Genomic DNA, 24,783 nt, shown 5'->3' on the forward strand with positions numbered 1-24,783 from the left:
CTACAAAAGAAAAAGAGGGTCTCTATACCCACCTATAAAAATGCCTCAGCAATCGCTGAGGCATGGTTTTATCAGCCAACTTCTCTTGCTAGAGAATTATTGTGCACGGTACTTACCGCTGTTTAGTTCAATTTTAGACGCTTTTACCCGGCTGTCTGCGTTTAGATAGTCGCTAATGCTTAGTAGATCTTGATCTTGAGATGCTTTTAATACCGCAGACTCTCCCTCTGCGAAGACAACTTCCAGCTTTAGCTCTTTGGCGACCGCTTTCGCTTCGTTAGAGTTGTTTACCGTGATGTAAACCAGTCCAGTGGCCTTGGATACATTGCTAAACGCATTCTTAAACACTTCATCACCGGCTTGAAGTTTTACTTCTTCGGATAGGCTCCTAGCTGTACCCGTTTGCACCTTGCGATAATCTTGGCCATTAATCTCAACCGCTTCTGAAGGCACAAACAGTTCAGGTGCGGGTTGTTGAGAGAGTTGTTGCTCAGCGTATGCGCTAGCCGTCATCATAGAAAGAGCCAGCATAGAAAATGATATGTATTTCATGTAATTGACTCCTTAGTGTCCAAAGATGCGCATCGACCAGTTCTTAATAACACCTGGCTGAGCGTTGTTTGCCATCGGAACGTCATAGATGGTTGAAGAGTTAAAATATGCAATGTAAGAAAAGACTTCGTCGCCATTCGTATCGATTGCTCGTAATGTCCATTCGCCTTTTGCATCTTCGCCATAGAACTGGTTAGACAACATTAGTTGGTCTTTGTAGCCAGTAATCGTTGGGTCAAGAGATTGACCAACAAGACCATTACGTGGTGTTTGCAAAACGGAACGAGTCCCTGATGGCGAAACGAGCTCGATAGCTAAGTCGGGCAGGCGAGAGTGGTCTAATGTCAATTTCACTTGAACGGATTCTACCTTCAGATCATCGGCAATAGCGATACTTGATGAACCGCCAGCCAGACTCGCATCGGGTACACTGACTTCTTTAGCATTATTAACCCAGGGCGTAATAACTTGAGGCGGTAAAACACGATTCGTCATGCGAGCACGTTGCATTGCTTCATCCAAATCGACAGCGCCGAAGCCATAAAAAGTATGGAAATCTACGCCTGCAGCGTTTTTCTGCCAAGGAGAAATAGCCTCGTAGCTAACCTGTTCACCTTTGTGGTTAGTAAATTCAAGTTGTACGCCTGGATGCGTTTTATCTGTTACTTTTGCTGTTTCTGCTAGTAAAGCACGTACATCACGAGCAGAAAGTGCATGATTTGTGGACATGATTGCCGCGATGGCACCGGACGTGTTTGGCGCAGCCGACGAGGTTCCGTTCATTGTACTGGTATAGTTACAGTTCGGGTCTAGCTCCGTACCGCCGTGTAAGCCATTGATACCAAGGCCGTCGCTGGTATTTTGCCCTTCTTCACAACCCATCAAATCGGTGGTGACCATGGCAGGGAAGTCTTGCCCATATTCACCTGCTGGTGCGGCAACCCATACGTTAGATCCCACCGATGAGTAACTCGCTCGCGTGCCATCCGCACGTAGTGCACTGGTGATTAAATTAAAGTAGTTGGCGTTGTCATAAGACTGAGCGGAGTTGTGCATCGGCAAGCCTTGGTTGTCTCCACCAGCAAAGAAGTTACTTGGCAACACGAAGAATCTTCCCGCATTGAAATAGCGATAACCATTGCCGGCTGACTTAACAAATACAGCACCGCGTCCCCATGAGTTACTCTCGCTGACATTTTTTATCACGTCCATTTCAAGTTTAAGTTGAGGATCGCTTTCATCAAAAGTTATTGGGTTGATCGGGCTGAAACCGTAGCTTTGGTTAAATACACGAACATCGCGTGTGGCAGGGTCCATGCCGTGAGAGATTAGCCAGCCTTCTAATGTCTGGTTGGCTAACCAGTTAAAACCAATAAGAGAAGAGTGAGAAGCAACACCGCGTCCACCTTCACCATTGTTGCCGACTGCGCTGATCAAACCGGCTACAGCAGTGCCGTGACCATTGGTATCAACCGGATAACTTAATGGGAAAGAAGAGTCTTCGACGAAATTTCTGCTACCTGTAACTATATTACCTGCAAGATCCGGGTGATCGATCTGCACTCCAGAATCAATGACCGCGACTTTTACACCAATACCCGCAATACCCATTGCTTGAGTGAGCTTGGTGTTTAGGTCGTTCCCAGCAACTGCTGGGTTAGCTGCAAAAGCAGTTTGCCCTGTGTTGTCTAAGTGCCATTGTTCAGAATAGAGTGGATCAAACGCCGAGACGGCAGGTGCAATGCCTACTGCCAACATAGCAGCAAATAGGCGGTTAATGCGTATTTCCATTTTTGACCTCATGTCTTTGTTTGGAATTTTTTAGCTCCTGTTTCATATTCCTCTAACAGGAATAAACAAAGCTAACGACAAAGAATAAGGACGAAAACCATTTACAACTTGTTTACATCAAAAGTTCGACGAACAACATGAGTCAGTGTTAATTCACTGAAATTATAGGGTTTTTTAATGTCGAATAGCGCACGCATGAAAAGTAAAAAGCAGAAAATACGGTCGTACTGTCTGCTTTGAGAGGAAGGATTATTTAGTTGAAGCGGGTTGAATTGTCGCCATTGGTTTCTTCGGTTTGGCCTTTTCTTTGGGTAACACGTTATCAATCCACTTTTTGATGTATAGCTTATTGAACTCACTATCACACCACTTCTTGTTTAAACCACGTCGGTTAAACTCAGCGCCAATCGCAACTTTGGTTTGGTTGGTTGCACGGTTGTAGTAGAGGGTCTCGCACAACTGAGTGTTACTCATTTGCTGGGCATATACGTTAACACTGCTACTGCGCATTCCCAGTTGAGAGGCTTGATGGTTACTACACGCAGTGAGAAGTGCAGGCGCAAAAATAGCGATGGTTAGGATTTTTTTCATTTTGCTCTTATGACGTCGGGTGAATAACGAAGCGATTTCTTCCTGCTTGCTTTGCGTCATACAAAGCTTGATCTGCGAAGAAAAACCATTGATCCCATTCTTGTTGAATAGTTTTTACGGACAGTCTGTCGACAGCTCCGAGAGAAATTGTCGCGTTTAGTGACTTAGAGTCAACCACTAGTGGCGTGTTTTCCACGATATATCTCAATCGATCCAAGAATTTAGCGCAATCTTCAGTTCTGTTTACTTCAAATAATAAGACAAACTCCTCTCCACCCCAACGGATGAGTAGGTCACCAGAGCGAGTCGATTCATTAAATAACCTGGCAATATGCATTAACATCTTGTCGCCAATATCATGCCCATATTCATCGTTAAACGTTTTAAAATGATCGATATCTAATACGGCTAAGGCAAACGTTCTATCTGGGCTTCTACGAGCCATTTTATCCAGCCAAATGGGAAGGTAGCGACGGTTGTGCAGTTGAGTTAATGGATCGGTAGTATTTTCTTGAGTGAGTGCCTTATTAATACGCCTAACGCGCAGTACGTAACGAAAGCCAACGACACCAATCGCTGCGATAGCGATAAAGTAGAACATTTCTCTATAGCGTTGTGAGCGCAGCTCTGAGGCTTGCAACGCATTTTTCGTTTCTAGTAGCTTGAGTTCTTTTTGAGCTAACTTAGCTTCGAGGTCAAACTTAATGTTAATCATCTCTTCGCCGTGAATATGATGAGAAAATTCAGCTTCTAGCTCTCTTAATTGAGTTAAGTAACGAAAAGCCGCTTCAAAATTATTAAGGGTTTGATTCGCGTTTACTAGGACCGACAGCATATCAATGCGCTGTCGTATTTCTAGCTCATCGGTTGATTTAGTTTGCTCAAGTACGTTGATAGCTGTCGAAATAGCTTTATCGTATTGTTCATCTGCGAGGTATGCTTCTGCATATGCTTCATAACAAGGCATTTTCTTCGCCTCTACGTTTCCCGTGATAGGGAGAGCTACGCAACGCTGTGCAACCATCAACGCTTCATCAATTTTCCCTATCGAACTTAACATTTGTGAGAAGCTGGATAATGAATAGTGTTTGATGACGTCTGACCCCGTTTGCATTGAGAGTCGGATTGCTTCATTAAAATAGTGTTCTGCCTTTTCGCTATCTCCACTGCTTAAGTGAACAATACTTAAGTTTGCGTAGATAACCCCAATGAAAAGGCTGTTGTCATATTGATATTCGCTGTTTAAATAGGTATCGAGTGCTTGCGTAAGGTAGCTACTGGCGCGAGCCCAATCGGATGCATCGATATAGACGGTACCGATGTTATTCAGCGTCATGGCAACTTGCATTTCAAATACGGTTCTCTCTAACAACTCATAGGCGGTTCGGTAATACTTGAGTCCGCTACGTAGTTGATTCCGTGAAACCTCTAAGTTCCCTAGCCAGCGATATGCTCTTCCTTCTAGCGCTAAATAGCCGAGATCGCGGGCTTCAGCGATGATGTCATGGAGTACAAGTTCTGCATTCCAATTGTCGTCTAGTTCAATCATGGTTACCGCTTTATTAAGCTGTGCTTCAGCGACTACCCACGGTAAATTATGCTCTGTCCCAAACTCAATTAAATCAGGCATATCTTTGGGCAGCGGAACGCCTTCGTAGCGCTTTAGGTATAGGCGCGCAAAGTAATAAAGCGCAAGAGATTCCGCTGACGCATTCTGTGGCGCAACTAATTCATCTTCTTCAATTGAGCGCGGCTTACCCATTGAACGAAAATAGAGATTGAGCATGGAGCTGCTTTGAGGAGAAATGTGTTCTTCCAGGTAGCTCTGTTTTTCTGTGTTGGCAAGTACATGGGTTGGATGGAAGAAGAATCCAAGTACTGAGAACAGCGCGCAAGTTAGCGTTTTAATCGGAAAGTGCATGAGCTTATTAATAAAATGTGATCTCGTTTAACCCTAATACTAGGTAAGTCTATCACTTCTTATTGGCTAAGTGCGGATGGATTCCGAGTTACAAACGGCTTGTGAAGAAAGTTTCGCGAAAGGTGAGGCTAATATTATGATTTATAATGATAAATCTGTTCAAAAGTGGAAAGATTGATTTAACGACAAGATAAACAGTACGACGAATCTAGTGTGTCGAACATTGTTAGTGGTGTAAGTTTCATCATTTAGTCGGTGCGATTCGCATCTCGAAAGATGGCTGGTTCGCTAAAAAATTATCTTTCTGTCATAAATATTTAATGTTTGTATGGGTTGTTAAAAAACTCGATATTAGACATAGTGTTATTAAGCCAATAAAAAATGGCTTTTATAATAAACAGGAGATTAACTATGCATAATGAAATGATTCAACCTTCACACTTCGGTATTATTGGCCGCACTTGTATCGCTTCAGTACTTATGATTGCGGGCGTTTTTGCTCTTATTTAAGAGTCAATGGTAACGATGGTTACCCGCTTAAGAGTAAGAAAATTCAGGGAATCACCTTAATCTCGTATAAGGTATTCCCCTGAAAATCCAACCTAATAACTACTTTTTAGCTGAAGAAGCTAAAAATCAATGCACTTACCGCTACAATGCCCGCAGTTAAAACAAAGTAAGTTGAGCCATTTCCGCGATATTGTTTCAATGAATCGATTTTGTATACCGCTAACATTGGCATAATAAATAAGATCATCGCGATAACAGGCCCTGACAACGCTTCCATCATACCAAGAATGCTTGGGTTCATGATCGCTGCTGCCCAGATTGAAAAGAAAAGTACTGCAACGCTGATACGATCAACCCGCTTTTCAGACAGTTTAGAGTGTTTGGTAATTAAACCATTTAAGCTTTCGCGTGCACCTAAAAAGTGCCCAAGAAAAGAGGAAGTGATAGCAACAAAAGCCACCAAAGGACCAAGCGTTGCGATAAATGGGTTGTCTGTTGCATTGGCTAAATAAGACAGCACCGACACGTTTTGTTCTTTAGCTTGAGCCAATTGCTCTGGTGACAGCGCTAATACACACGAAAAGACAAAAATAAGCACAAACGCAATTAACATGATGCTAGTGCGTCGAAGAATTACTTCGGATTTCGCATCCGCTTGATCGCCATAATGGCGACGTTGCACATTTGCAAAGCTTGAAATCGCAGCTGCGTGACTAAACGAGAAAATAACCACAGGAACCGCTAACCACATAGTGCTAGCAAAAGCAGACGCTTCAGGGGCGTCCATGATTGGCATGGTCCAGTTTGGTATCAAGTAAAATGAAAGAAAGGCAAGAATAGCCACTAATGGGTAAACCATAATGGCAAAAGCCCGTAGCATGACTTTTTCGCCCGCCATCATAATGGCAATTAATGCAAACACTAGTGCACCTGAAAGCAGAGGGCGAGGCAAAGAAGCCATATCAGCTTGGTTAACCATAAAACTGTCTACGGTATTGGTAATACCGACACCGTAAATTAACAGGATCGGGAAGATCGAAAGAAAATACAGCAGTGAAATAGAGCGACCCGCTTTTGCGCCAAAGTGCTCTTCTACTACATCAGTAAAGTCTGCATTTTTGATCTTGGAAGACAGTACAAAGCGAGCTAAACCACGGTGGGCAAGATAAGTCATTGGGAAAGCAAGCACAGCCATTGCGACTAACGGCCAAAACCCGCCAATACCAAGGTTGATCGGCAGAAATAGAATGCCTGCACCAACGGCTGTTCCAAACAGACTAAGGACCCAATGTGTATCGTGTTTTGACCAAGATGTTGTTGTGTTTAATTCACTGGAATTTAACGCATTTCGAGATTCTTTCACTTAAAACTCGCTTTTATAAAAATAATAATGCGGAGAATGGTATAGGTTTTGGTGTTTGTTATCACATCGGAAGTGTGGTGAATCATGCTGAAGATAAGGGGTGGTTGTAACTTATCAAACTATGAATTTTTTTAAAAACTAGAATTTTAATCTGATATCTGAGTAATAAATTGGTGTTATATTTCAAATTTTTACTAATGGGTGGTTTTTGATTTCGTGGTTAAAACTTAATCATGGATGTATATGCTAAAGAAGCTTGCTCTTACTTAATGAGCCATGGTGCATATTGTAGGGCTAGCAAGTGGCAGGTCTATGAGTCCTGCATTTAGATGAGCTTTAGGTATATACTGCCGCCACAAATGTTAAAGGAGGAATCATTGAATGGACATTCTGTCTGCACATAAAGACGACTTATTGGCTGTGTATACGCTTGAAAATACTTTGTTTGGAGAACATGCCTATCCTCAATTTTTCTTTCGACAAGCTTTTGATTGTTGGGGGGAAAGCTTACTAGTGGCGAAAGAGGGGGAGCAAGTCGCAGGATATATTTTGCTGACGACGAGCACAAATGCGCAGCAATATTGGATCATGTCACTGGCTGTCGATACTCAACATCGTGGTAAGGGTATTGCGCGTTCTCTGATTGAAAGTGCCATCGCGCCGTTAAAGCTGGGCTCAAGTGTGAAGTTGACGGTCGATCCGAATAATCAGCCTGCATTGTCTTTGTACCTCTCCCTTGGCTTCAAAGTATTAAAAGAAGAAGCGCATTATTTCGGTGACGAAGAGTCTAGATTGGTCATGGAATTAGTAAAGTAACCCTGCACGATAATGAACGAAACTTGCACTCAATCAGTGCGCGGTATTACTTTGCAATAGTTGTTTACATTCTAACGTTTTGTAAATTAATGATTTTCAATCTTGGCACCTCGTTTGCTTTGAGATAAATGTTCATCGTTAACTCGATGCGCCGCTCTCTATAGCAGGCGAGAGCGGGATAGGGTATTACTTTTGAAAATGTACTAACAGCGTTAAAGGCATTGCTGCCTCTCTCGATTCGGGAGAGGCTTTTTTTTGCCTGTAATTTAGGATTAGTCGCGCAGGAGGCGTTATGTCACAAGGGTGTAGAAAGACAACTTGTCCGTATTGCGGAGTAGGCTGCGGAATTGAAATCAGCAATAACAAGATTATTGGAGATGCGCTTCATCCGGCCAATTCCGGTTCACTGTGTGTAAAGGGTGTCGCATTAGCAGAAAGCTTACAAATGCCTTCAAGATTGCTCTACCCCAAGCTAAGGGAAAAAGAAGTATCATGGCAGGTGATCACAGACTTAATTGCACAAGAGATCCATCAAGCGAAAGCAGAGTTTGGACCGGATTCCGTCGCTATGTACGTGTCAGGCCAGTTGTTGACGGAAGACTATTACGTCGCCAACAAACTCATGAAAGGTTACGTGGGTAGCGCGAACATCGATACCAATTCCCGTTTATGCATGTCTTCGGCGGTTGCTGCTCACGTACGCGCATTTGGCGAAGATGTGGTTCCTGTCAATTACGACGATATTGATAAGACTGAGCTATTGATCATCTGCGGTGCGAATACCGCTTGGACGCATCCCGTGTTATTCCGTCGTGTTCAGCAAGCGCGAGAGAATAATCCAAACCTTAAATTAGTGGTTATTGACCCGCGTGAAACGGTCACCGCGCAGCAAGCGGATTTGCATCTACCGATTAAAAACGATGGGGATGTGTCACTTTTTAATGGGCTGCTCAAGTTTCTTATCGAGCAGCAATGTATTGATTCTGAATACATAAATTCCCATACCGACGGGTTTGATGCGCTTGCAGAAGAAGTTTCTGATTTGCGTTACGATGTCACTAATTTAACGTCTTCCATTGGTATTTCAGAAGAAAAACTCACGACATTCTTCCAATGGTTCGCACAAAGCCCAACCGCAATCACGCTGTTTTGCCAAGGGGTTAACCAAGCCGAAAATGGTGTCGATAAAGGCAATGCAATCATTAATGCACACTTGGCGACAGGTAAAATTGCTAAGTCAGGTTGTGGGCCGTTTTCTATTACAGGTCAGCCGAATGCGATGGGTGGGCGAGAAGTCGGTGGTTTGGCAAACCAACTAGCGGTTCATCGCGCTTTTGACGCAGATTCTATAAAGCAAGTCCAAGCGTTTTGGGATTCACCCGAAATTGCCACTAAGCCTGGATTAAAAGCCGTCGAGCTGTTTGAGGCGGTAGAACGTGGTGAGATTAAAGTTCTGTGGATCATGGCAACCAATCCCGTGGTTTCTTTGCCTGATAATCAGATGGTTAAGCGCGCGTTAGAGGCTTGTCCTTTTGTGATTGTGTCTGATATTACCGCGGAGTCGGACGTTGCTAAATATGCAGATGTTTTATTGCCAGCGGCTGGTTGGGGTGAAAAGCAAGGCATGGTGACTAACTCTGAACGTAGAATGTCTCGTCAACGTCAGTTTCAAATACCACCTGGTGAAGTAAAACCAGATTGGTGGGCGATAAGCCAAGTCGGACAAGCTCTGTGTACATTGGAAAAAACACAAAATGGCTTTGCGTTTACTTCTGAGCGGGCGGTATTCAGGGAATATGCGGCGATGACAGGTATGAATGCAGATTCGCCATTGAAGCTCGACCTGTCTCAACACGCGAACTTAACCGAGCAAGAATACGAAGAGTGGGTACCGACTCAATGGGGAGGAGGGCGCCCTTTTGCTGATGGAATCTATTCACACCCAGATGGAAAAGCGCGTTTTGTCGTCACCAGCGAATTACCTCAACGCTTAGAGAGAACAAAAGGCTGGTGGCTCAATACGGGTAGGCAACGCGACCAATGGCATACCATGACGCGTACAGGGCATATCGCACACCTAGCCGCCTCTGAGTTAGAGCCAACCGTGTACATGAATACACTCTCCGCCACTCAAAATCGCTTAAAAGCAGGACAACTCACCAAGCTGTTTCAGCCTACTTCAAACACCGGTATTTATGCCAAAGTTGCCATTGATGAAGGTTTAGGTTTTCAGGAGCTGTTTATGTCAATGCACTGGGCGGGCCGATATGGCGGTGAAAGCAGTGTTAACGCGATAATAAACAGCGCAAAAGACCCTATTTCTGGGCAACCTGCGTTTAAGTCGTCTTATGTTGAAGTGCAAGACGCAGCGGTAAAAACCTACGGTATGTTCATCGGGACACAGTTTGATTCCGGCAAGTTTCTCTACAGCGCATTTCAAGCAGAAAGTAATTTGGGCATCTGGCGCTTCGCACACGATAAACGACCAAAAAAGCAGAGTTTTTGTCGAACGGAAAAGAGCCGCAGGATCACGATTGATATTGCCCAAGGTTGGCTAGCAGTGGATTACGATCTTGTTGGAGACGTTCGTATCATTCGCTCTGTTTTGGTGGTGTCTAGTGAACCGATTCAAACCGACTACACCAACTTTACCGGCTTGATTGGCAAGCCGATGGAGCTATCGCAACTGCTTACCATCACTCAATCGCAAAGCAGTGCCAAACTGGTCTGTAGTTGTTTCCGTGTTACTGATAAACAGATACATGACGCGATGGAGAAACAAGACTGCACTTCACTGACCCAACTTCAAAACAAACTAAAATGCGGTACCAACTGTGGCTCGTGCGTCTCTCAAATCAAACAAATGGTCGACAGCCATCAGCATCAAAAGGGCAAACAGCAAGCGAGCCAGCAAAGTCTGGCGATGCAAATAAAGTAAATCATAAAGAGGATAAGCACATGGAAGCGCCTTATCAAAAGTCTTGGTTTAAGAAAGGACAAGCGGACCAGAATCAAGATCGCTCGTCTCGCTTTTCTAAGCATGACCAAGCAAGCAAACTGAACCAACTTTTAGAAGACCACTCAGTAGACCTCGACGCGAACCACAAAGGTTTTGTGTCGATTGTCGGAGCAGGACCGCACGATCCAGACTTGTTAACCGTGAAGGCAGTGAAAGCGATTATGTCGGCAGAGGTGCTGTTGTACGACCGTCTGGTAAACAAAGATATTTTGGAGTTGGCCTCGCCACAAGCCGATTGGATTTACGTGGGCAAACGATGCGGACAACCTAGTATTGGTCAGGAAGAAATCTGTGATTTGTTGGTGTCGCTCGCTCAGCAAGGAAAGCGAGTTGTGCGCTTAAAAGGGGGAGATCCTTTTGTATTTGGTCGTGGAGGCGAAGAGGCGTTAGCGCTCGTCAAACACTCTATCGCTTACGAAGTCATCCCCGGTATTACTGCTGCGATTGGATGTTCAGCAAACAGCTTGATTCCGCTGACTCATCGCGGCGTTGCTCGCAGCGTTACCTTTGTGACGGGGCAAGTGGTAACAGGCGCATTTGAAGCGTGGAGCCAACTGATGCAAAGCGGACAAACATTGGTGTTCTACATGGGATTAGAAAAATCGGCAGACATACAAATCGGTTTAGTCGGCGCTGGTTTGAACCAAGATTTCCCTGTTGCGGTCATCACTCATGGTTGCAGCCCTCAGCAGCAAGTTCATGTTACCCAACTCAATCAGCTCAATGAGTTATCGATTACACTTAAAGGCATCAGCCCAGCATTGATTGTGATGGGAGAAGTTGTCAAACTGCGCGAACAACTAATAGAAACCGTACAGTCAGTGACGGAATACGAGGGAATATGAGCAGCATTTTGGAATGTATCAGAACAGTCGGTCGTGGCGAACGTGGTAGAAAACCACTGAACTTTGATCAAGCGTTTCGAGTTATGGATGAATACCTAAACGGAGAGTGCGATGATGATCAAATGGCAATGCTGCTGATGCTGATCCGCGTACAAAACGAGACTCAACAAGAAATCGCTGGCTTTGTAAAAGCATTCCAATCCCGCATGCCTGCTATTGGTGCAGACATCGACTGGCCATGTTACGCAGGCAAACGTGAAGCGGCAGGTCAGCCTTGGCACCTGTTGGCAGCGAAGATCCTTGCCGATAATGGTCATAAAGTGCTGATGCATGGCTATCACGACCGTCAATCTGGGCGTTTACACGCTGAAGACTACCTCGACAAGTTTGCTATCGAGAAAGCGGAATCAGCAGAAGAAGCAAAGCGTGTCTTAGAAACACAAAACATCGTGTATCTACCGCTCAGCGCATTTGCTCCACAAGCAGAAACCATGATCGGTTGGAAGAATCGTTATGGGCTGAGAACGCCGATTAATACCGTGGTTCGTGCATTGAATCCGGGGCAGGCGACGGTTGGTATTCGTGGTAGCTTCCATCCTGGTTTCCAACAACTTCATGCAGAAGTCGAATATGAAATCGGTCAAACAGCTCACGCTGTTGTGTCATTCAAAGGGCAATCGGGCGAATCAGAATACAACCCGAAAGTAAGCCAAACGGTATGGTTAAGCCAAACAAGCGGCGTGACATCGCACTACTGGACGGAGCAAATGCTGTCTGAGGTGCCAATGCCTACGAACTGTCCGTTTGGGACGTCAGAAGATGACATGAACCAAATGGCGAATACGGTTTTGGCAACGATGACCGTTGTGCTCTTTGCTCAAGTGCACGATAGGGAACAGGCCTTTGAACGTGCGTTTGCTTATTGGGAAAACTATTGTTGTGGCAGTTAATCCTGTGACGAGCTAACCGCGAAACGTTGTTGGATCGGAATCCTTTATCTATTGTTTGTTTAAGCTTGTCAGTGATGTATTTATCACTTGAAGTGTCTCACAGCTGGTTGGGGCAAACATCAGTGAGGCCTGATGAGTTTACTTTTCGATAAGAAATGAGGACAAGGATAATGGTTCTAAAGCACTCAAATTCTAAAAACAAGGCGTCACATCCCATTCCACAAGAAGCTTTCGATTGGTATGACGAATACGCGCATGGCAAAATCTCTCGCCGAGAGTTTCTCAACCGTCTTGGTGGCCTCGCCGTTTTAGGTTTTAGTATGACGGCCCTAGTTGATGCTCTGACTCCAAATTATGCACTCGCAGAGCAAGTTTCCTTTAATGATCCTGAGATCAAAGCAACCTATGAAACCTTTGCCTCGCCCAATGGACATGGGGAAGGTAACGGCTATTTGGTTGTGCCACAGAAGAAGACCTTAAAGTCGCCGACTGTGTTGGTGATTCATGAAAATCGAGGTCTAAACCCATACATCAAAGATGTCGCCAGGCGACTCGCGAAAGATGGCTTTATTGCTTTTGCTCCTGACGCGCTTTATCCACTCGGTGGCTATCCGGGGAACGACGATGAAGGTCGCGCCATGCAGAAAGAGATGGACAGAGCCAAGATCGAACAAGACTTTATTGCAGCCGCTAACTTCCTCAAACAATACGAGGGTGGGAACGGTAAATTGGGCGCAGTTGGGTTCTGCTTCGGTGGATACATCGTCAATATGCTTGCAGCGGTAATGCCAGAAGAGCTGGATGCAGGTGTGCCTTTCTACGGAACACCAGCGGCGCAAGAGATTCAAAAGCAGGTCAAAGGGCCGTTGATGATTCACTTCGCAGGGCTCGATAAGCGTGTTAACGACACATGGCCTGCCTATGAGCAGCAATTGATCGCGAACGATGCGCAATATCAAGCGTTAATGTATGAAAACGTCAACCACGGCTTCCATAACGACTCAACAGCACGCTACGCACCGGAAGAAGCAGCACTCGCTTGGGAGCGCACACTCGGCTTCTTCAAAGAACATCTCGCCTCTAGTTAAAACGCGTCTACTTTAGTTGGCACATTCCTTGTTTATGTCTCTCTTAGTGAGTGAGATATAAACAAGGAATGTGCATGACTCAATCAACGTCAAAAACACCCATCATAGTATGCTGTGATAGCCTCCAAGAGCAGGCTCGATTGTCCGGCTTATTGAGCAAAGATTACGACAACATCATCGGCTGCCAATTGGCACAACTAGAAACGTTAATGCAACGAGAACCGTCGGCAAGCGTTGTGGTTGGATGGCAGCAACCAACCGCGGAACTGCGTTTGATCGTCGATTTCTGCCGCAGAAAATCGGCACCACTCCTTATCGTGTTGAAGCAACTATCATCTAATGATATCAATCGGTTATCAGAAAAAATGGACTATGTTCTCATGCCACATGATAGTGAGTTTGCACTTCAACCCTGGATTGAACATGCGACATTAGTGAGAGCGAAATTCGAAAGTATGCAATCGGAAATTGAATCGCTGACCCATAAGATTGAAGAGCGCAAGCTGGTGGAAAAAGCCAAAGGTCTGCTGATGAAGATGCACAGTGTTGATGAAGAACAGGCTTATAAAGCGCTCAGAAGCTCAGCCATGCAATCAAGCCAAACGCTCGCACAAGTTGCCAAGAATTTGATAACTACTTTGGAAGTGTTGGATTAGTTGCCCTACCACTTTGGGATTAGGGGGCATTTTCTAACGTGGTGCGTGTTGCACTATCAGCAAGCAATAACGGGGGATAACGAACTGCGGGATATGCTAATTTATTGTATTTACTGTGAAAAATAAGTTGGCACAGTACTTGGATTAGTTAAAACGGGTTTATTGTTGAATCGCTTATCTCAATTATCAACGGCGGTAATTGTAGACTTAGCAACGGCGCTACTGCTCTTCGGAGTAGTGGCGCTTTTTTTATGGGAGCAAACCAATGAAATGGAGTTCGATGCTGAAAGTGTCAGCAATTTCGTTATCGGTATTCACCACGGTCAGCGTAAAGGCAGAGTTGGGTGAGCCAGAAATTGAAGACCTGAAGTTTGGTTTTATTAAGTTAACCGATATGGCACCGCTGGCGGTTGCTTATGAGAAAGGCTTTTTTGAAGACGAAGGCTTGTACGTCACTTTAGAAGCGCAAGCAAACTGGAAGGTGCTCTTAGACCGAGTCATCGATGGTGAGCTTGCTGGCGCGCACATGCTTGCTGGTCAGCCATTGGGCGCAACGATTGGTGTCGGCACAAAAGCGGAAGTGATTACCGCGTTCAGTATGGATTTGAACGGCAACGCAATCACGGTTTCCAAGGATACTTGGGAGCAGATGAAGCAATACATTCCAAAACAACCAGATGGCAAACCTGTTCACCCAATCAAAGCGGATGCCTTAAAACCAGTTGTGGACAGCTATCTGGATAAAGGTAAACCGTTCAACATGGGTATGGTGTTTCCTGTATCGACGCACAACTATGAGTTGCGTTACTGGTTAGCGGCAGGCGGGATTCATCCAGGTTTTTACGCACCAGAATCCGGTGACAACAGTGGTCAGTTGGATGCTGACGTTCTTTTGAGTGTTACACCGCCACCACAAATGCCAGCAACAATGGAAGCGGGCACGATCAAAGGGTACTGCGTAGGCGAACCATGGAACCAACAAGCCGTATTTAAAGGCATTGGTACGCCAGTCGTGACCGACTACGAGATCTGGAAGAACAACCCTGAGAAAGTGTTTGGTGTTTCTAAAGCTTGGGCTGAGAAGTATCCAAACACGCACATTCGCGTAGTGAAAGCCTTGATTCGAGCTGCACATTGGTTGGATGAAAACGACAATGCCAACCGCCAAGAAGCAGTGAAGATGCTATCAAAAAGCGAATACGTTGGAGCGGATGCCGAAGTTATCGCCAACTCAATGACGGGCACATTTGAATACGAGAAAGGCGACAAACGAGACGTGCCAGACTTCAACGTGTTCTTCCGTCATAACGCCACGTATCCGTATTACAGCGATGCGATTTGGTATCTGACCCAAATGCGCCGCTGGGGGCAAATCTCAAGCGAGAAATCCGATGATTGGTACATGGATGTGGCAAAAGAGGTTTACCGTCCAGATATCTACCAACAAGCAGCTCAAGCGCTAATTGAAGATGGTGTGTTGAGCAAAAAAGACTTCCCAGATTTCAGCGCTGAAGATGGTTTTCGCGCGCCACAAACACACTTTATCGACAACATCGTTTATGACGGTCGCGAGCCAAATAAATATCTAGAGAAGTTCTCTATCGGGCTTAAAGGAAAAGACAAAGTTTAGGATGAGCAGTCCTACAAAAAATACAGCGGGCAGGTGAGTCTGCCCGCAATAACAAGGATGTAAATTTCTTAGGAGTGAGTATGTCTAGTAATGTCATTTCCCTGTTTCCTGCTAAGCAGGTAGTGAACCGAAGTCGGTTGGTGCTTTTGCCCGTCATTGGCTTGCTGATCTTTTTGGCAATGTGGCACTTAGCAGCGAGAGAAGTGCAAACTTCATTAGGTACGCTACCGGGACCAGTGCAAACTTTTCAGCAGTTCAGCAACCTTGTCGATGACCATTGGCAAGAGCGAGAAAAAGAACAAGCGTTTATCGAACGCCAGGAAAAACGAAATGCTGCGAAGTTAGCCAAGAATCCAGACGCGGAAGTGAAGATTCGTCCTTACACAGGTAAGCCGACGTTCTTCGACCAAATCGTGACGAGCTTAGTGACTGTGACAGCGGGCTTTCTGCTGGCGACGGTTATCGCGATTCCGCTTGGTATCGTGCTTGGTCTTAATCAAGGGCTGTATCAAGCGTTCAACCCAATCATTCAATTGCTCAAGCCTGTATCACCTTTGGCTTGGCTACCCATCGTTACCATGGTTGTAAGTGCCACTTATGTGAGTGATGACCCGATGTTTGCTAAGTCGTTCATTAACTCTCTGATCACAGTGGCGCTGTGTAGCTTGTGGCCGACGCTGATTAACACCGCTGTGGGTGTGACGAGCGTTGATAAAGACTTAATCAACGTGAGTAAAGTGCTTCAACTTTCGTGGTGGCAACACATTCGCACCATCGTTTTGCCTTCTGCCATTCCAATGATCTTCACAGGTTTACGTCTCTCTTTAGGTATAGCTTGGATGGTGTTGATTGCGGCAGAAATGCTCGCGCAAAACCCTGGGTTGGGCAAGTTTGTTTGGGATGAGTTCCAAAACGGCAGTTCGGCATCATTGGGTCGCATCATGGTGGCGGTCATCACTATCGGCTTTATTGGTTTGATGCTCGATAGAGGCATGCTGCAACTTCAAAAGTGGCTGTCTTGGAATAAACAACAAGCGTTGAGATAAGGGAAAAGATCATGGAAAAAGCATTATTAGATCTAACGCGTTTAGGGATGCGATTCCCAACGCCAGATGGCGAATTCATCGCGCTTAAGAACGTCGATTTACAAATCAATAAAGGCGAGTTTGTATCGCTGATTGGCCACTCTGGTTGCGGAAAATCAACGGTATTGAACTTAGTCGCAGGACTGCACATGCCAACAGACGGCGGCGTGATCGTCGATGGACGAGAAGTAGCTGGACCGGGACCTGACCGTGCGGTTGTGTTCCAAAACCATTCACTATTGCCTTGGCTCACCGTGTATCAAAATGTTGAGCTCGCAGTAAAACAAATTGCCGGCAAAAAGGGCAAAGCGTGGATTCAGGAACAAGTGAATCACTATTTAGAGTTGATTCAAATGCAGCATGCCGCGCACAAAAAGCCGGATGAAATCTCTGGTGGTATGAAGCAGCGAGTCGGCATCGCGAGAGCACTGGCACTTCAACCAAAGGTTTTATTGATGGATGAACCATTTGGCGCGTTGGATGCGCTAACACGCGCGCATTTACAGGATGCACTGATGAAGATTCAAGCCGAGCTAAACAACACCGTCATCATGATTACCCACGACGTGGATGAAGCGGTGCTGCTATCCGACAAAATCGTGATGATGACTAACGGGCCGGCGGCAACCATTGGTGAAGTGTTAGAAGTGAATCTACCTCGCCCTCGCGAGCGTGTAGCACTGGCGGATGATGCGCAGTATCAAAAGTGTCGACAAGCGGTGCTGAAGTTCCTTTACGAGAAGCAATCCAAAGTCGAGATTCCTGCTTCGAAAGAAGACAAACCCAAAACCGCAGCGCAAACGGCATAAGGAGGCAGCGATGAACAGTCCTTTAACGATTCCAGTAAAGAACGCATTGAGCCACATCGTTGTGGTAGGCAACGGTATGGTCGGGCAACACCTCGTCGAGCAATTAGTGCAGAAAAACGCGCATTTAGAGCACCGAATTACCGTTATTGGTGCAGAGCGTTTTATCGCGTATGACAGTGTACAACTCTCTTCTTTATTTGCGGGTAAGTCCCATGATGATTTGATGCTGAGTAACCAAGAATGGTACGACATGCATGGCATCCAACTAGTACTTGGCAGCCAAGTAACAGGCATCGACAGAGAGCAAAAGCGTATTCTGCTTGATGGTGAAGATGTGCTGGGTTACGACCAACTTGTGCTCGCGACCGGTTCCTACCCATTTGTGCCGCCAATTGAAGGTAAAGACCGCGACAACGTGTTTGTCTACCGTACGCTTGATGACCTTTCACAAATCAAAAAAGCATGTGAAGGCGCAAAAACAGGCGCAGTAATTGGCGGTGGCTTATTGGGTTTAGAGGCGGCAAATGCACTCAAACTATTGGGGCTAGAAACTCACGTTATTGAATTTGCGCCTCGTCTGATGCCCGTACAGTTAGATGATGGTGCTGGCTTAGTGCTGAAAGAGAAGATTGAAGCGCTAGGGCTAACAGTACACACCTCAACGGGTACGGAACGAATCTGCGATGGTGAAACGGCTAAGCATCGTATGGTGTTTAAAGACAAAGATCCTCTCGAAGTTGATGTGATAGTCTTCTCCGCAGGCATTCGCCCTCAAGATGAGTTGGCAAGGCTGGCTGAGCTAGAAGTAGGTGAGCGAGGTGGCATTGTGATTAACAACCAATGCCAAACCAGCGATGAGAATATTTACGCGATTGGCGAATGTGCCCTTTGGGAGCAGAAGATCTTTGGTTTAGTTGCACCCGGTTACACCATGGCGAGAACCACCGCCGATGTCTTGACTGGGATGCCGAGTGAAGGTTTTAAAGGTGCAGACATGAGCACCAAACTCAAGCTGCTTGGGGTAGATGTGGCGTCTATCGGCGATGCACAAATGCAAACCGAAGGCGCACAGGAAATGGTGTTGCAAGATGCGGTCACAGGCATCTACAAAAAGCTAGTGGTTGATGCGAGTGGTACCCAATTGCTTGGTGCGATTCTCGTTGGTGACAACAGCGACTACGATGCGCTCTTACAGTGTTATTTGAACAAAACTGTCTTGCCAGACCACGCGGCGAATCTGCTGTTTGATACCGGAATGCTGGATGGAGAGATGCCAGACAGCGCCATCATCTGTTCTTGTCACAACGTCACAAAAGGCGATTTAGTTGCCGAGATTCAAGCTGGCACTACCAACCTGACGGACCTTAAAGCCAACACCAAAGCCGGTACTGGCTGTGGTGGCTGTAGCAATATGGTGAAGTCGGTATTGGATACTCAATTGGCAGCCATGGGGGTAGAGGTTAACAACCACCTTTGTGAGCACTTTGAGCTCAGTCGACAAGAGATGTTCCATATTTGCCAAGTGGAACAAATCAAAGACTTCGACACCTTAATCGCACTGCATGGCAAAGGGCATGGGTGTGATATCTGTAAGCCGACAGCAGCATCTGTGTTTGCTTCTTTGTGGAATGAACACATCATGGAGCCACAGCATCAATCTCTGCAAGATTCTAACGATGCCTTTATGGCTAACCTGCAAAAAGATGGCTCTTACTCGATTGTGCCTCGTGTTCCGGGCGGTGAAATCACACCAGACAAACTCATCGTGCTAGGCGAAGTTGCTCAGCAATACGATCTGTACACCAAGATCACTGGCGGTCAGCGCGTGGATTTATTTGGTGCGCAATTAGAACAGCTTCCTGAAATCTGGCAAACCTTAATTGATGCTGGTTTTGAAACAGGGCACGCCTACGGCAAATCGGTGCGCACCGTGAAATCGTGCGTGGGTTCTACTTGGTGTCGCTATGGTGTTGATGACTCGGTCGGATTAGCTATTGAGTTAGAGAACCGCTACAAAGGATTACGAGCGCCCCATAAGCTTAAGTTTGCCGTATCGGGCTGTACTCGCGAGTGTGCAGAAGCGCAAAGTAAAGACATTGGGGTGATCGCCACTGAAAACGGCTGGAATCTATATGTTTGTGGTAATGGCGGCATGAGACCAAGACACGCTGATTTGTTTGCATCCGACTTATCCAAATCAGAGTTGATCACCATGATCGACCGAGTTTTGATGTTCTACGTAAGCACCGCAGATCGCTTGCAGCGTACGTCAGTGTGGATGGAGAGCATGGAAGGGGGCTTAGATTACCTTAAACAAGTGATTTTGGATGACTCTCTCAACCTATGTGATTCATTGGATGAGCAAATGGCACGAGTCGTAGATACCTATCAATGTGAGTGGAAGAGTACGTTGGATAATCCTCAAAAATTGCAACGCTTCCGTCCTTTCTTGAACAGCACGTCGGGCAGCAAAGTCTTACCGTACCAACGTGTGCGTGGTCAGCGTATACCCGTGAAACAGGAGGTGTAAATGAGAGCTTTAACCAAAGTGAAATTGTGTCAGCTGGATGACCTAATGCCGTTTATCGGTGCAACTGTATTGATTGAAGGCGAACACGTTGCGTTATTCTACATTCCTGATAGCGGTGTTTACGCCGTTCAAGATTGGGACCCAATAGGCAAGGCTTACGTGATGAGTCGAGGGATTGTCGGCGATATTGATGGTGAGATGTGTGTTGCGTCACCACTGTACAAACAGCATTTCAGCCTAAAGAGCGGGCAGTGTTTGGAAGACGAAGCGCACTGTCTAAAAACGTGGCAAGTAACGGTCGACGATAATCAGGTTTGTTACTTAGTCGAAGAATGATCCTCGAAATTAGCTTGCTCGATATGAATAAATTATTGGCGTAAGAGACAAGCGAATAAGGCTCCAGAGACAGCACAGTGTGGCTCTGGAGCTTTTGACTATTTGCAAGAATTCACTTGTAGCTCGGTATAGCCAGTCGAGTCGTCCATCGCTCTGGTAAACTCAAGTTCTGGATAAGAATGGATGATCAATTCTGCGGTGGTGTCTATAACCGTGCCTTCCATTAAATGCCCGCCCCAGACTCGTCCATCACGATCAGACACCGAGATATGAACGTGCTGATGTTCAGGCGTCAGTGTTCCCATCACAGAGACGATTTCAAATGGCTCTTGTTTGGTTAACGTACACTCTGCACCTGCCAAACGAAGATTGAGGTCAGAGACACAGCCAACGCATGAGGCAATCGAGCCTGCTTTGATACCGTGCTTCTCGACCAATTTCGCTAGGCTCAGCTTTAAGTCCATGCCTTTGGTAAGACGAACTGCTATCACTTCAATCGACATATTACTTCCTAATTAAAACCAGCAAGCAGGAAAGCGCCGTATCCAAGTCTGCATAACGTTTGGCTTTGCCAAGTACGCGCATACCTTGCATGTTGTTGAGAACAAAACGAGCGAGCTCTTCTGGCTTAAGCGTTTTGGGCACTAAGGTTTCTTTCTGCGCATTAGTCAGCGCATCCGCAATGATGTCGATAAGATGGTCAAATAAGAAATGCCCTTTGCGCAGTACGTCATCGTCTTCGCCAGCGTGCTCAATCAACGCATTTTGAATAAAACACCCACAGTTGCGTTTGCGTTGCAGCTCAGCAAAAGATTTAAGGAACGATTCCAACTCGGGTAAAGACGCGTCGTCTTTTTCCAAATCATTCAGTGACGGTAGCGAGACCTTTTTCAAGTAAGTATCGAGCGCTTCGTAGTAGAGCTGTTGCTTGTCACCGTAGGTGTTGTAAAGACTGAAGCGGTTGATGTTCAACTCGTCGGTGAGATCAGAAATGGATGTATTAGCGAAACCTTTGCGCCAAAAAACGTCCATAGCGACTAATAGTTTTTCTTCTCGATCGAAGTTGGCTTTTCTTGCCATATGCGTACCTACCTGAGCGGTTTTTCTCAAACCACTCCTAAACTTATTGATCAACTTTTGGGAAATGAAGTTCTTGACTGATCGTTTATAAACTGGCTACAGTATATCCTAACCAATCGGTTAGAAAAAGAAAAAGGATATAAAATGAAGCTCTACGAAACCGCGATAACTCCAAGTTGTAAGCGAGTTAGCATTTTTTTAAAGGAAATTGGTGGCGATGTTGAACGCATCGCTTTAAATGTGCGTGACGGCGAAAATCTAGCGGAAGATTTCAAGCAAAAAAGCGTCAATGGAAAAGTGCCATTGCTTGAGCTTGAAGATGGCACGACGATTTGTGAGAGCGTCGCAATTTGCCGCTATCTCGATGAAGCGTTTGAAAATGATCTGGCGCTGTTTGGTGCTAACCAGCTCGAACGTGCTCAGGTGGAAATGTGGCATCGCGTGGTGGAGTTTCAAGGTCTGTATGCCGCTTTTCAAGCATTTAGAAACATCACAGCTATCTATGAAGATAGAGAGCGTTGTGTTAAAGAGTGGGGCGAAGAGTCCAAGCAGCGCGTGCAAGAGTTTTTACCGTTGTTAGATAAGCGACTTGGTGAAAGCGAGTTCATTGCCGCTGACCATTTTACTATCGTCGATATTACAGGCTTTATTTTGATTGGTTTTGCAATTAAAGGCCTAGAAATCGATGTGCTTACTACTGCACCAAACATTGCGCGTTGGTATGAGCAAGTTTCAGCTCGGCCTGCATTTCTAAGTTGATGTACCAGCAGCGAGTAGATCATTGCTCGCTGCTATTGCCTTTCGAATTCACAAGGATATTCAAATTCTTCAGCTTTTTTCTTATTTTGTCTCCTATCGCCTATAATTGGAAAAACAACCTCAATGGGCTTCAATGCGTTTTAGAGCCTAGCGCTCTTAGTCTGTAGACGTTCTTTTCATAGTGGGAAGTCTATTAATAGACAAGGAGAGGTCATGCGTATTCAAGTTAAAACTATCAATAATGTTCTTATTGCTCTTTTAATGGTTTCGGTCTTTGGTCTCGTCGCGCTGTACCTCAATAACACACAGCAGAATGAACAGATTGAAAAACTGCAAAGTCAGTTAATAGAGAAAGAGCATCAGATATTAATCTCCAATGAGGCGCTGTCTTACACTCGATATCAACACCAGTTATTAGCTGAAGATTATAGTCGTTTTAGAAATGAGCAATCAGTGACTAGTGTTCTACGTTAGCGTGCCCGACTACCGTCTTAAGGAGGCGAATGAAATCCATTCTTTTGGTCGATGACAGTAAAACAGTACTACTTTATATCAGCAGTGCATTAGAAAAGCAGGGATATGAAGTTATTGCTGTTGAAGACGGACAATCCGCACTTGAAGTGCTGACTTATCGCAAAGATATTCAGTTTGTACTTAGTGACTTAATGATGCCTGGCATTAATGGTATTGAGCTGTGTCGGCAATTAAAATCACAAGTTAGCGAACGTTACATTTTCTTTGTTTTATTGTCCTCTAGAAATGACCAAAGCTCGATCGTGAAAGGCATCGATGCTGGCGCAGATGACTTTGTGGATAAGAAGACGTCTGTAGAGGAACTTCAGGCCAGAATCCGCGCGGGGTTTCGTACTTTAGAACTGCACAACAAACTCGTTGAGAGAAATAAAGAGTTAGATGCAGCCTATCGAATGATCCATCAAGATTTACAGTCTGCTAGTCACCTGATGGAGCAACTACTCCCAGCGGAGTCGTCGATCCAGAACATGCAATTTAGTTACGCCTACAAACCGTGCTCCCAGATTGGTGGTGACATGTTGGGGTATTTTGAGCTTGATGAACAACATGTCGCATTTTATGTTTTCGATGTTTCAGGTCATGGTGTTTCGTCTGCTTTGATGGCTTTTTCTATCCAACAGACGTTATCTCAAAATCTGGGACCTGATTCGATAACCATGGAGCTAAGAGATGGCGACTACTGTATCAGTGAACCAGCAGCCGTTATTGATCGGCTAAACCGACGGTATCAGCAAACTAGGAACAGTCAGCTTTATTTCACCATGGTTTATGCCATTCTTAATACAGAATCAGGACAACTTCGCTATTGTACTGCTGGTCATCCTAAGTTCCTTGTTTGGCGAGCGAGCACCGAAACTACAGAGCTGGCGGGTGAAGACAACTTTATGATTGGCGCTTTGCAGCCGATGAAGTACGTTGATAATCAAATTATTCTGAGTGAGGGGGATGTAGTATGGCTTTATTCGGATGGTTTGATAGAAGCGAGGCGAGGCGAGGCGATGTATTCAGTACAAAGGTTGGCATCAAGTATAAAAGCTGTTTGTACTTCGCAATTAGAAGCAGAAGTGCAGGCTAGATGTGTCTTTGAACAAGTACAATCGTGGCAGAACAAAGATGAGTTTGATGATGATGCGAGTCTTTTACAAGTAAGGTGGCGTGGCTGATAGCCTAGGGATAAAGGAAAAGAATGTTCCAGAGCGAGTTTAAACGAACTTACGGCGGATCCCTTACTCGCTCTCGAAGTGCGAGCAAAGAGGTTGCTAAGTTTTTAATGGATAATCAAGTATCGTTAAGTACGGCTCAGTCGTTGGAGCTTTGTGTTGTTGAGCTTATGAACAATGCTTACATCCATTCTTACAGTGAAATTGAAGGCAAGCCGATAGACGTGGAGTGTAGGATTAGATGTGACCAAATGTCAGATTTCATTGAACTTAGGGTTTCTGACTACGGAGCGTCAATCAATGAAATGACATTCAACCAACATAAAAATAAACAGATTGAGGCTCCTAACTTAATGGATGATGATAGTTGGTCTGCTTCAGGTCGTGGACTGATGTTAGTCGCTCAATTATCTGACCAGTTCAAGTTAGAAAAAGAGATTGGAAAAAACACGTTTGTTTTAGTGAAGAAGAACGGAGAAAAACTAACAACCAAGCAAGATCTATTCACCCCACCTGGTCCCTAGCGTTAATCTGACGGTTACGTTGTATATTATTGTTATTTTGTATTTGTGGTTGGTGAAGGCGACAATAATGCTTCCAACTCTTCTGGTGTCAGGATATCACTGATGTTTAGCATATTGCTCTCATCATCTAACGCCATCTTTGTACGACTAAGCAAGTACCTCTTTTGAGTTGGCGTTAAGTCTTTGAGAGACTCAATCAGCTCCTTGAAATTGCTATTGTTCATTGCCATATTT

Annotated in this window: 23 protein-coding genes; 15 read left to right on the top strand and 8 right to left on the bottom strand. The window is 45.3% G+C overall.

Going from position 1 to position 24,783, the window contains the following annotated elements:
• Positions 1 to 96: 96 nt before the first annotated feature.
• The 5 genes from ACZ5ZC_RS06715 to ACZ5ZC_RS06735 all read right to left on the bottom strand — a co-directional run bounded on the left by ACZ5ZC_RS06715 (position 97) and on the right by ACZ5ZC_RS06735 (position 6,728).
• Positions 97 to 552: a hypothetical protein gene (locus ACZ5ZC_RS06715; protein ID WP_054868032.1), complete on the bottom strand. Its 456-nt coding sequence runs from the start codon at positions 550 to 552 to the stop codon at positions 97 to 99.
• A gap of 12 nt (positions 553 to 564) precedes the next feature.
• Positions 565 to 2,343 (bottom strand): S8 family peptidase, encoded by a 1,779-nt coding sequence (locus ACZ5ZC_RS06720; RefSeq protein ID WP_048625132.1) that lies wholly within the window; start codon positions 2,341 to 2,343, stop codon positions 565 to 567.
• A gap of 249 nt (positions 2,344 to 2,592) precedes the next feature.
• Entirely contained in the window at positions 2,593 to 2,934 is a 342-nt protein-coding gene (locus ACZ5ZC_RS06725) for a hypothetical protein (protein WP_012842508.1), read from the bottom strand.
• A 7-nt stretch (positions 2,935 to 2,941) separates the two neighbouring features.
• Positions 2,942 to 4,855, bottom strand: a complete 1,914-nt coding sequence (locus tag ACZ5ZC_RS06730; protein ID WP_395211210.1) for a tetratricopeptide repeat-containing diguanylate cyclase — start codon at positions 4,853 to 4,855, stop codon at positions 2,942 to 2,944.
• 616 nt (positions 4,856 to 5,471) lie between these two features.
• Complete coding sequence (locus tag ACZ5ZC_RS06735) at positions 5,472 to 6,728, bottom strand: aromatic amino acid transport family protein (protein ID WP_150918067.1); 1,257 nt, start codon at positions 6,726 to 6,728, stop codon at positions 5,472 to 5,474.
• A gap of 381 nt (positions 6,729 to 7,109) precedes the next feature.
• On the opposite strand from ACZ5ZC_RS06735, the gene ACZ5ZC_RS06740 reads away from it, so the two are divergent.
• The 11 genes from ACZ5ZC_RS06740 (at position 7,110) to nirD (ending at position 20,492) form a co-directional block, all read left to right on the top strand.
• A complete protein-coding gene (locus ACZ5ZC_RS06740) occupies positions 7,110 to 7,544 on the top strand; it encodes a GNAT family N-acetyltransferase (RefSeq protein ID WP_005395641.1) in 435 nt (144 codons plus the stop codon).
• A 292-nt stretch (positions 7,545 to 7,836) separates the two neighbouring features.
• Entirely contained in the window at positions 7,837 to 10,482 is a 2,646-nt protein-coding gene (locus ACZ5ZC_RS06745; RefSeq protein ID WP_464931536.1) for a molybdopterin-dependent oxidoreductase, read from the top strand.
• Between the two features lie 20 nt (positions 10,483 to 10,502).
• Complete coding sequence (gene cobA / locus ACZ5ZC_RS06750) at positions 10,503 to 11,408, top strand: uroporphyrinogen-III C-methyltransferase (protein ID WP_256952362.1); 906 nt, start codon at positions 10,503 to 10,505, stop codon at positions 11,406 to 11,408.
• Entirely contained in the window at positions 11,405 to 12,358 is a 954-nt protein-coding gene (locus tag ACZ5ZC_RS06755) for a glycosyl transferase family protein (RefSeq protein WP_048625126.1), read from the top strand. The genes cobA and ACZ5ZC_RS06755 overlap by 4 nt, the downstream gene beginning before the upstream one ends.
• Positions 12,359 to 12,528: 170 nt before the next feature.
• The gene (locus tag ACZ5ZC_RS06760; protein ID WP_464931537.1) at positions 12,529 to 13,446 is read left to right on the top strand and encodes a dienelactone hydrolase family protein; all 918 of its coding nucleotides are present in this window, start codon (positions 12,529 to 12,531) and stop codon (positions 13,444 to 13,446) included.
• Between the two features lie 74 nt (positions 13,447 to 13,520).
• A complete protein-coding gene (locus ACZ5ZC_RS06765; protein WP_054868034.1) occupies positions 13,521 to 14,102 on the top strand; it encodes an ANTAR domain-containing response regulator in 582 nt (193 codons plus the stop codon).
• Positions 14,103 to 14,367: 265 nt separating this feature from the next.
• Complete coding sequence (locus tag ACZ5ZC_RS06770) at positions 14,368 to 15,732, top strand: CmpA/NrtA family ABC transporter substrate-binding protein (RefSeq protein ID WP_104970777.1); 1,365 nt, start codon at positions 14,368 to 14,370, stop codon at positions 15,730 to 15,732.
• Positions 15,733 to 15,812: 80 nt separating this feature from the next.
• A complete protein-coding gene (locus ACZ5ZC_RS06775; protein WP_012842517.1) occupies positions 15,813 to 16,778 on the top strand; it encodes an ABC transporter permease in 966 nt (321 codons plus the stop codon).
• An 11-nt stretch (positions 16,779 to 16,789) separates the two neighbouring features.
• A complete protein-coding gene (locus tag ACZ5ZC_RS06780; protein WP_005450080.1) occupies positions 16,790 to 17,626 on the top strand; it encodes an ABC transporter ATP-binding protein in 837 nt (278 codons plus the stop codon).
• Positions 17,627 to 17,636: 10 nt separating this feature from the next.
• The gene (gene nirB / locus ACZ5ZC_RS06785) at positions 17,637 to 20,156 is read left to right on the top strand and encodes a nitrite reductase large subunit NirB (protein WP_464931538.1); all 2,520 of its coding nucleotides are present in this window, start codon (positions 17,637 to 17,639) and stop codon (positions 20,154 to 20,156) included.
• The gene (gene nirD, locus ACZ5ZC_RS06790) at positions 20,157 to 20,492 is read left to right on the top strand and encodes a nitrite reductase small subunit NirD (protein ID WP_054868036.1); all 336 of its coding nucleotides are present in this window, start codon (positions 20,157 to 20,159) and stop codon (positions 20,490 to 20,492) included.
• 98 nt (positions 20,493 to 20,590) lie between these two features.
• Here nirD and ACZ5ZC_RS06795 read toward each other — a convergent pair whose 3' ends face one another.
• A complete protein-coding gene (locus tag ACZ5ZC_RS06795) occupies positions 20,591 to 20,995 on the bottom strand; it encodes a PPC domain-containing DNA-binding protein (RefSeq protein ID WP_054868037.1) in 405 nt (134 codons plus the stop codon).
• A gap of 1 nt (position 20,996) precedes the next feature.
• Entirely contained in the window at positions 20,997 to 21,572 is a 576-nt protein-coding gene (locus ACZ5ZC_RS06800; protein WP_005395660.1) for a TetR/AcrR family transcriptional regulator, read from the bottom strand.
• 144 nt (positions 21,573 to 21,716) lie between these two features.
• Here ACZ5ZC_RS06800 and ACZ5ZC_RS06805 point away from each other — a divergent pair, with 144 nt between their 5' ends.
• From ACZ5ZC_RS06805 to ACZ5ZC_RS06820, 4 genes are all read left to right on the top strand, one after another.
• Positions 21,717 to 22,331 carry a glutathione S-transferase gene (locus tag ACZ5ZC_RS06805; RefSeq protein WP_054868038.1) on the top strand — a complete coding sequence of 205 codons (615 nt, stop codon included), beginning with the start codon at positions 21,717 to 21,719 and terminating at the stop codon, positions 22,329 to 22,331.
• Positions 22,332 to 22,544: 213 nt separating this feature from the next.
• A complete protein-coding gene (locus ACZ5ZC_RS06810; protein ID WP_005395662.1) occupies positions 22,545 to 22,805 on the top strand; it encodes a hypothetical protein in 261 nt (86 codons plus the stop codon).
• Between the two features lie 29 nt (positions 22,806 to 22,834).
• A complete protein-coding gene (locus ACZ5ZC_RS06815; protein WP_395214287.1) occupies positions 22,835 to 24,028 on the top strand; it encodes a PP2C family protein-serine/threonine phosphatase in 1,194 nt (397 codons plus the stop codon).
• A 23-nt stretch (positions 24,029 to 24,051) separates the two neighbouring features.
• On the top strand, positions 24,052 to 24,549 hold the full coding sequence (locus ACZ5ZC_RS06820) for an ATP-binding protein (protein ID WP_053808346.1): 498 nt from the start codon (positions 24,052 to 24,054) through the stop codon (positions 24,547 to 24,549).
• A 32-nt stretch (positions 24,550 to 24,581) separates the two neighbouring features.
• Here ACZ5ZC_RS06820 and ACZ5ZC_RS06825 read toward each other — a convergent pair whose 3' ends face one another.
• Positions 24,582 to 24,773, bottom strand: a complete 192-nt coding sequence (locus ACZ5ZC_RS06825; protein ID WP_054868056.1) for a hypothetical protein — start codon at positions 24,771 to 24,773, stop codon at positions 24,582 to 24,584.
• Positions 24,774 to 24,783 lie beyond the last annotated feature (10 nt).

Source organism: Vibrio sp. JCM 18905 (genome assembly GCF_055393305.1).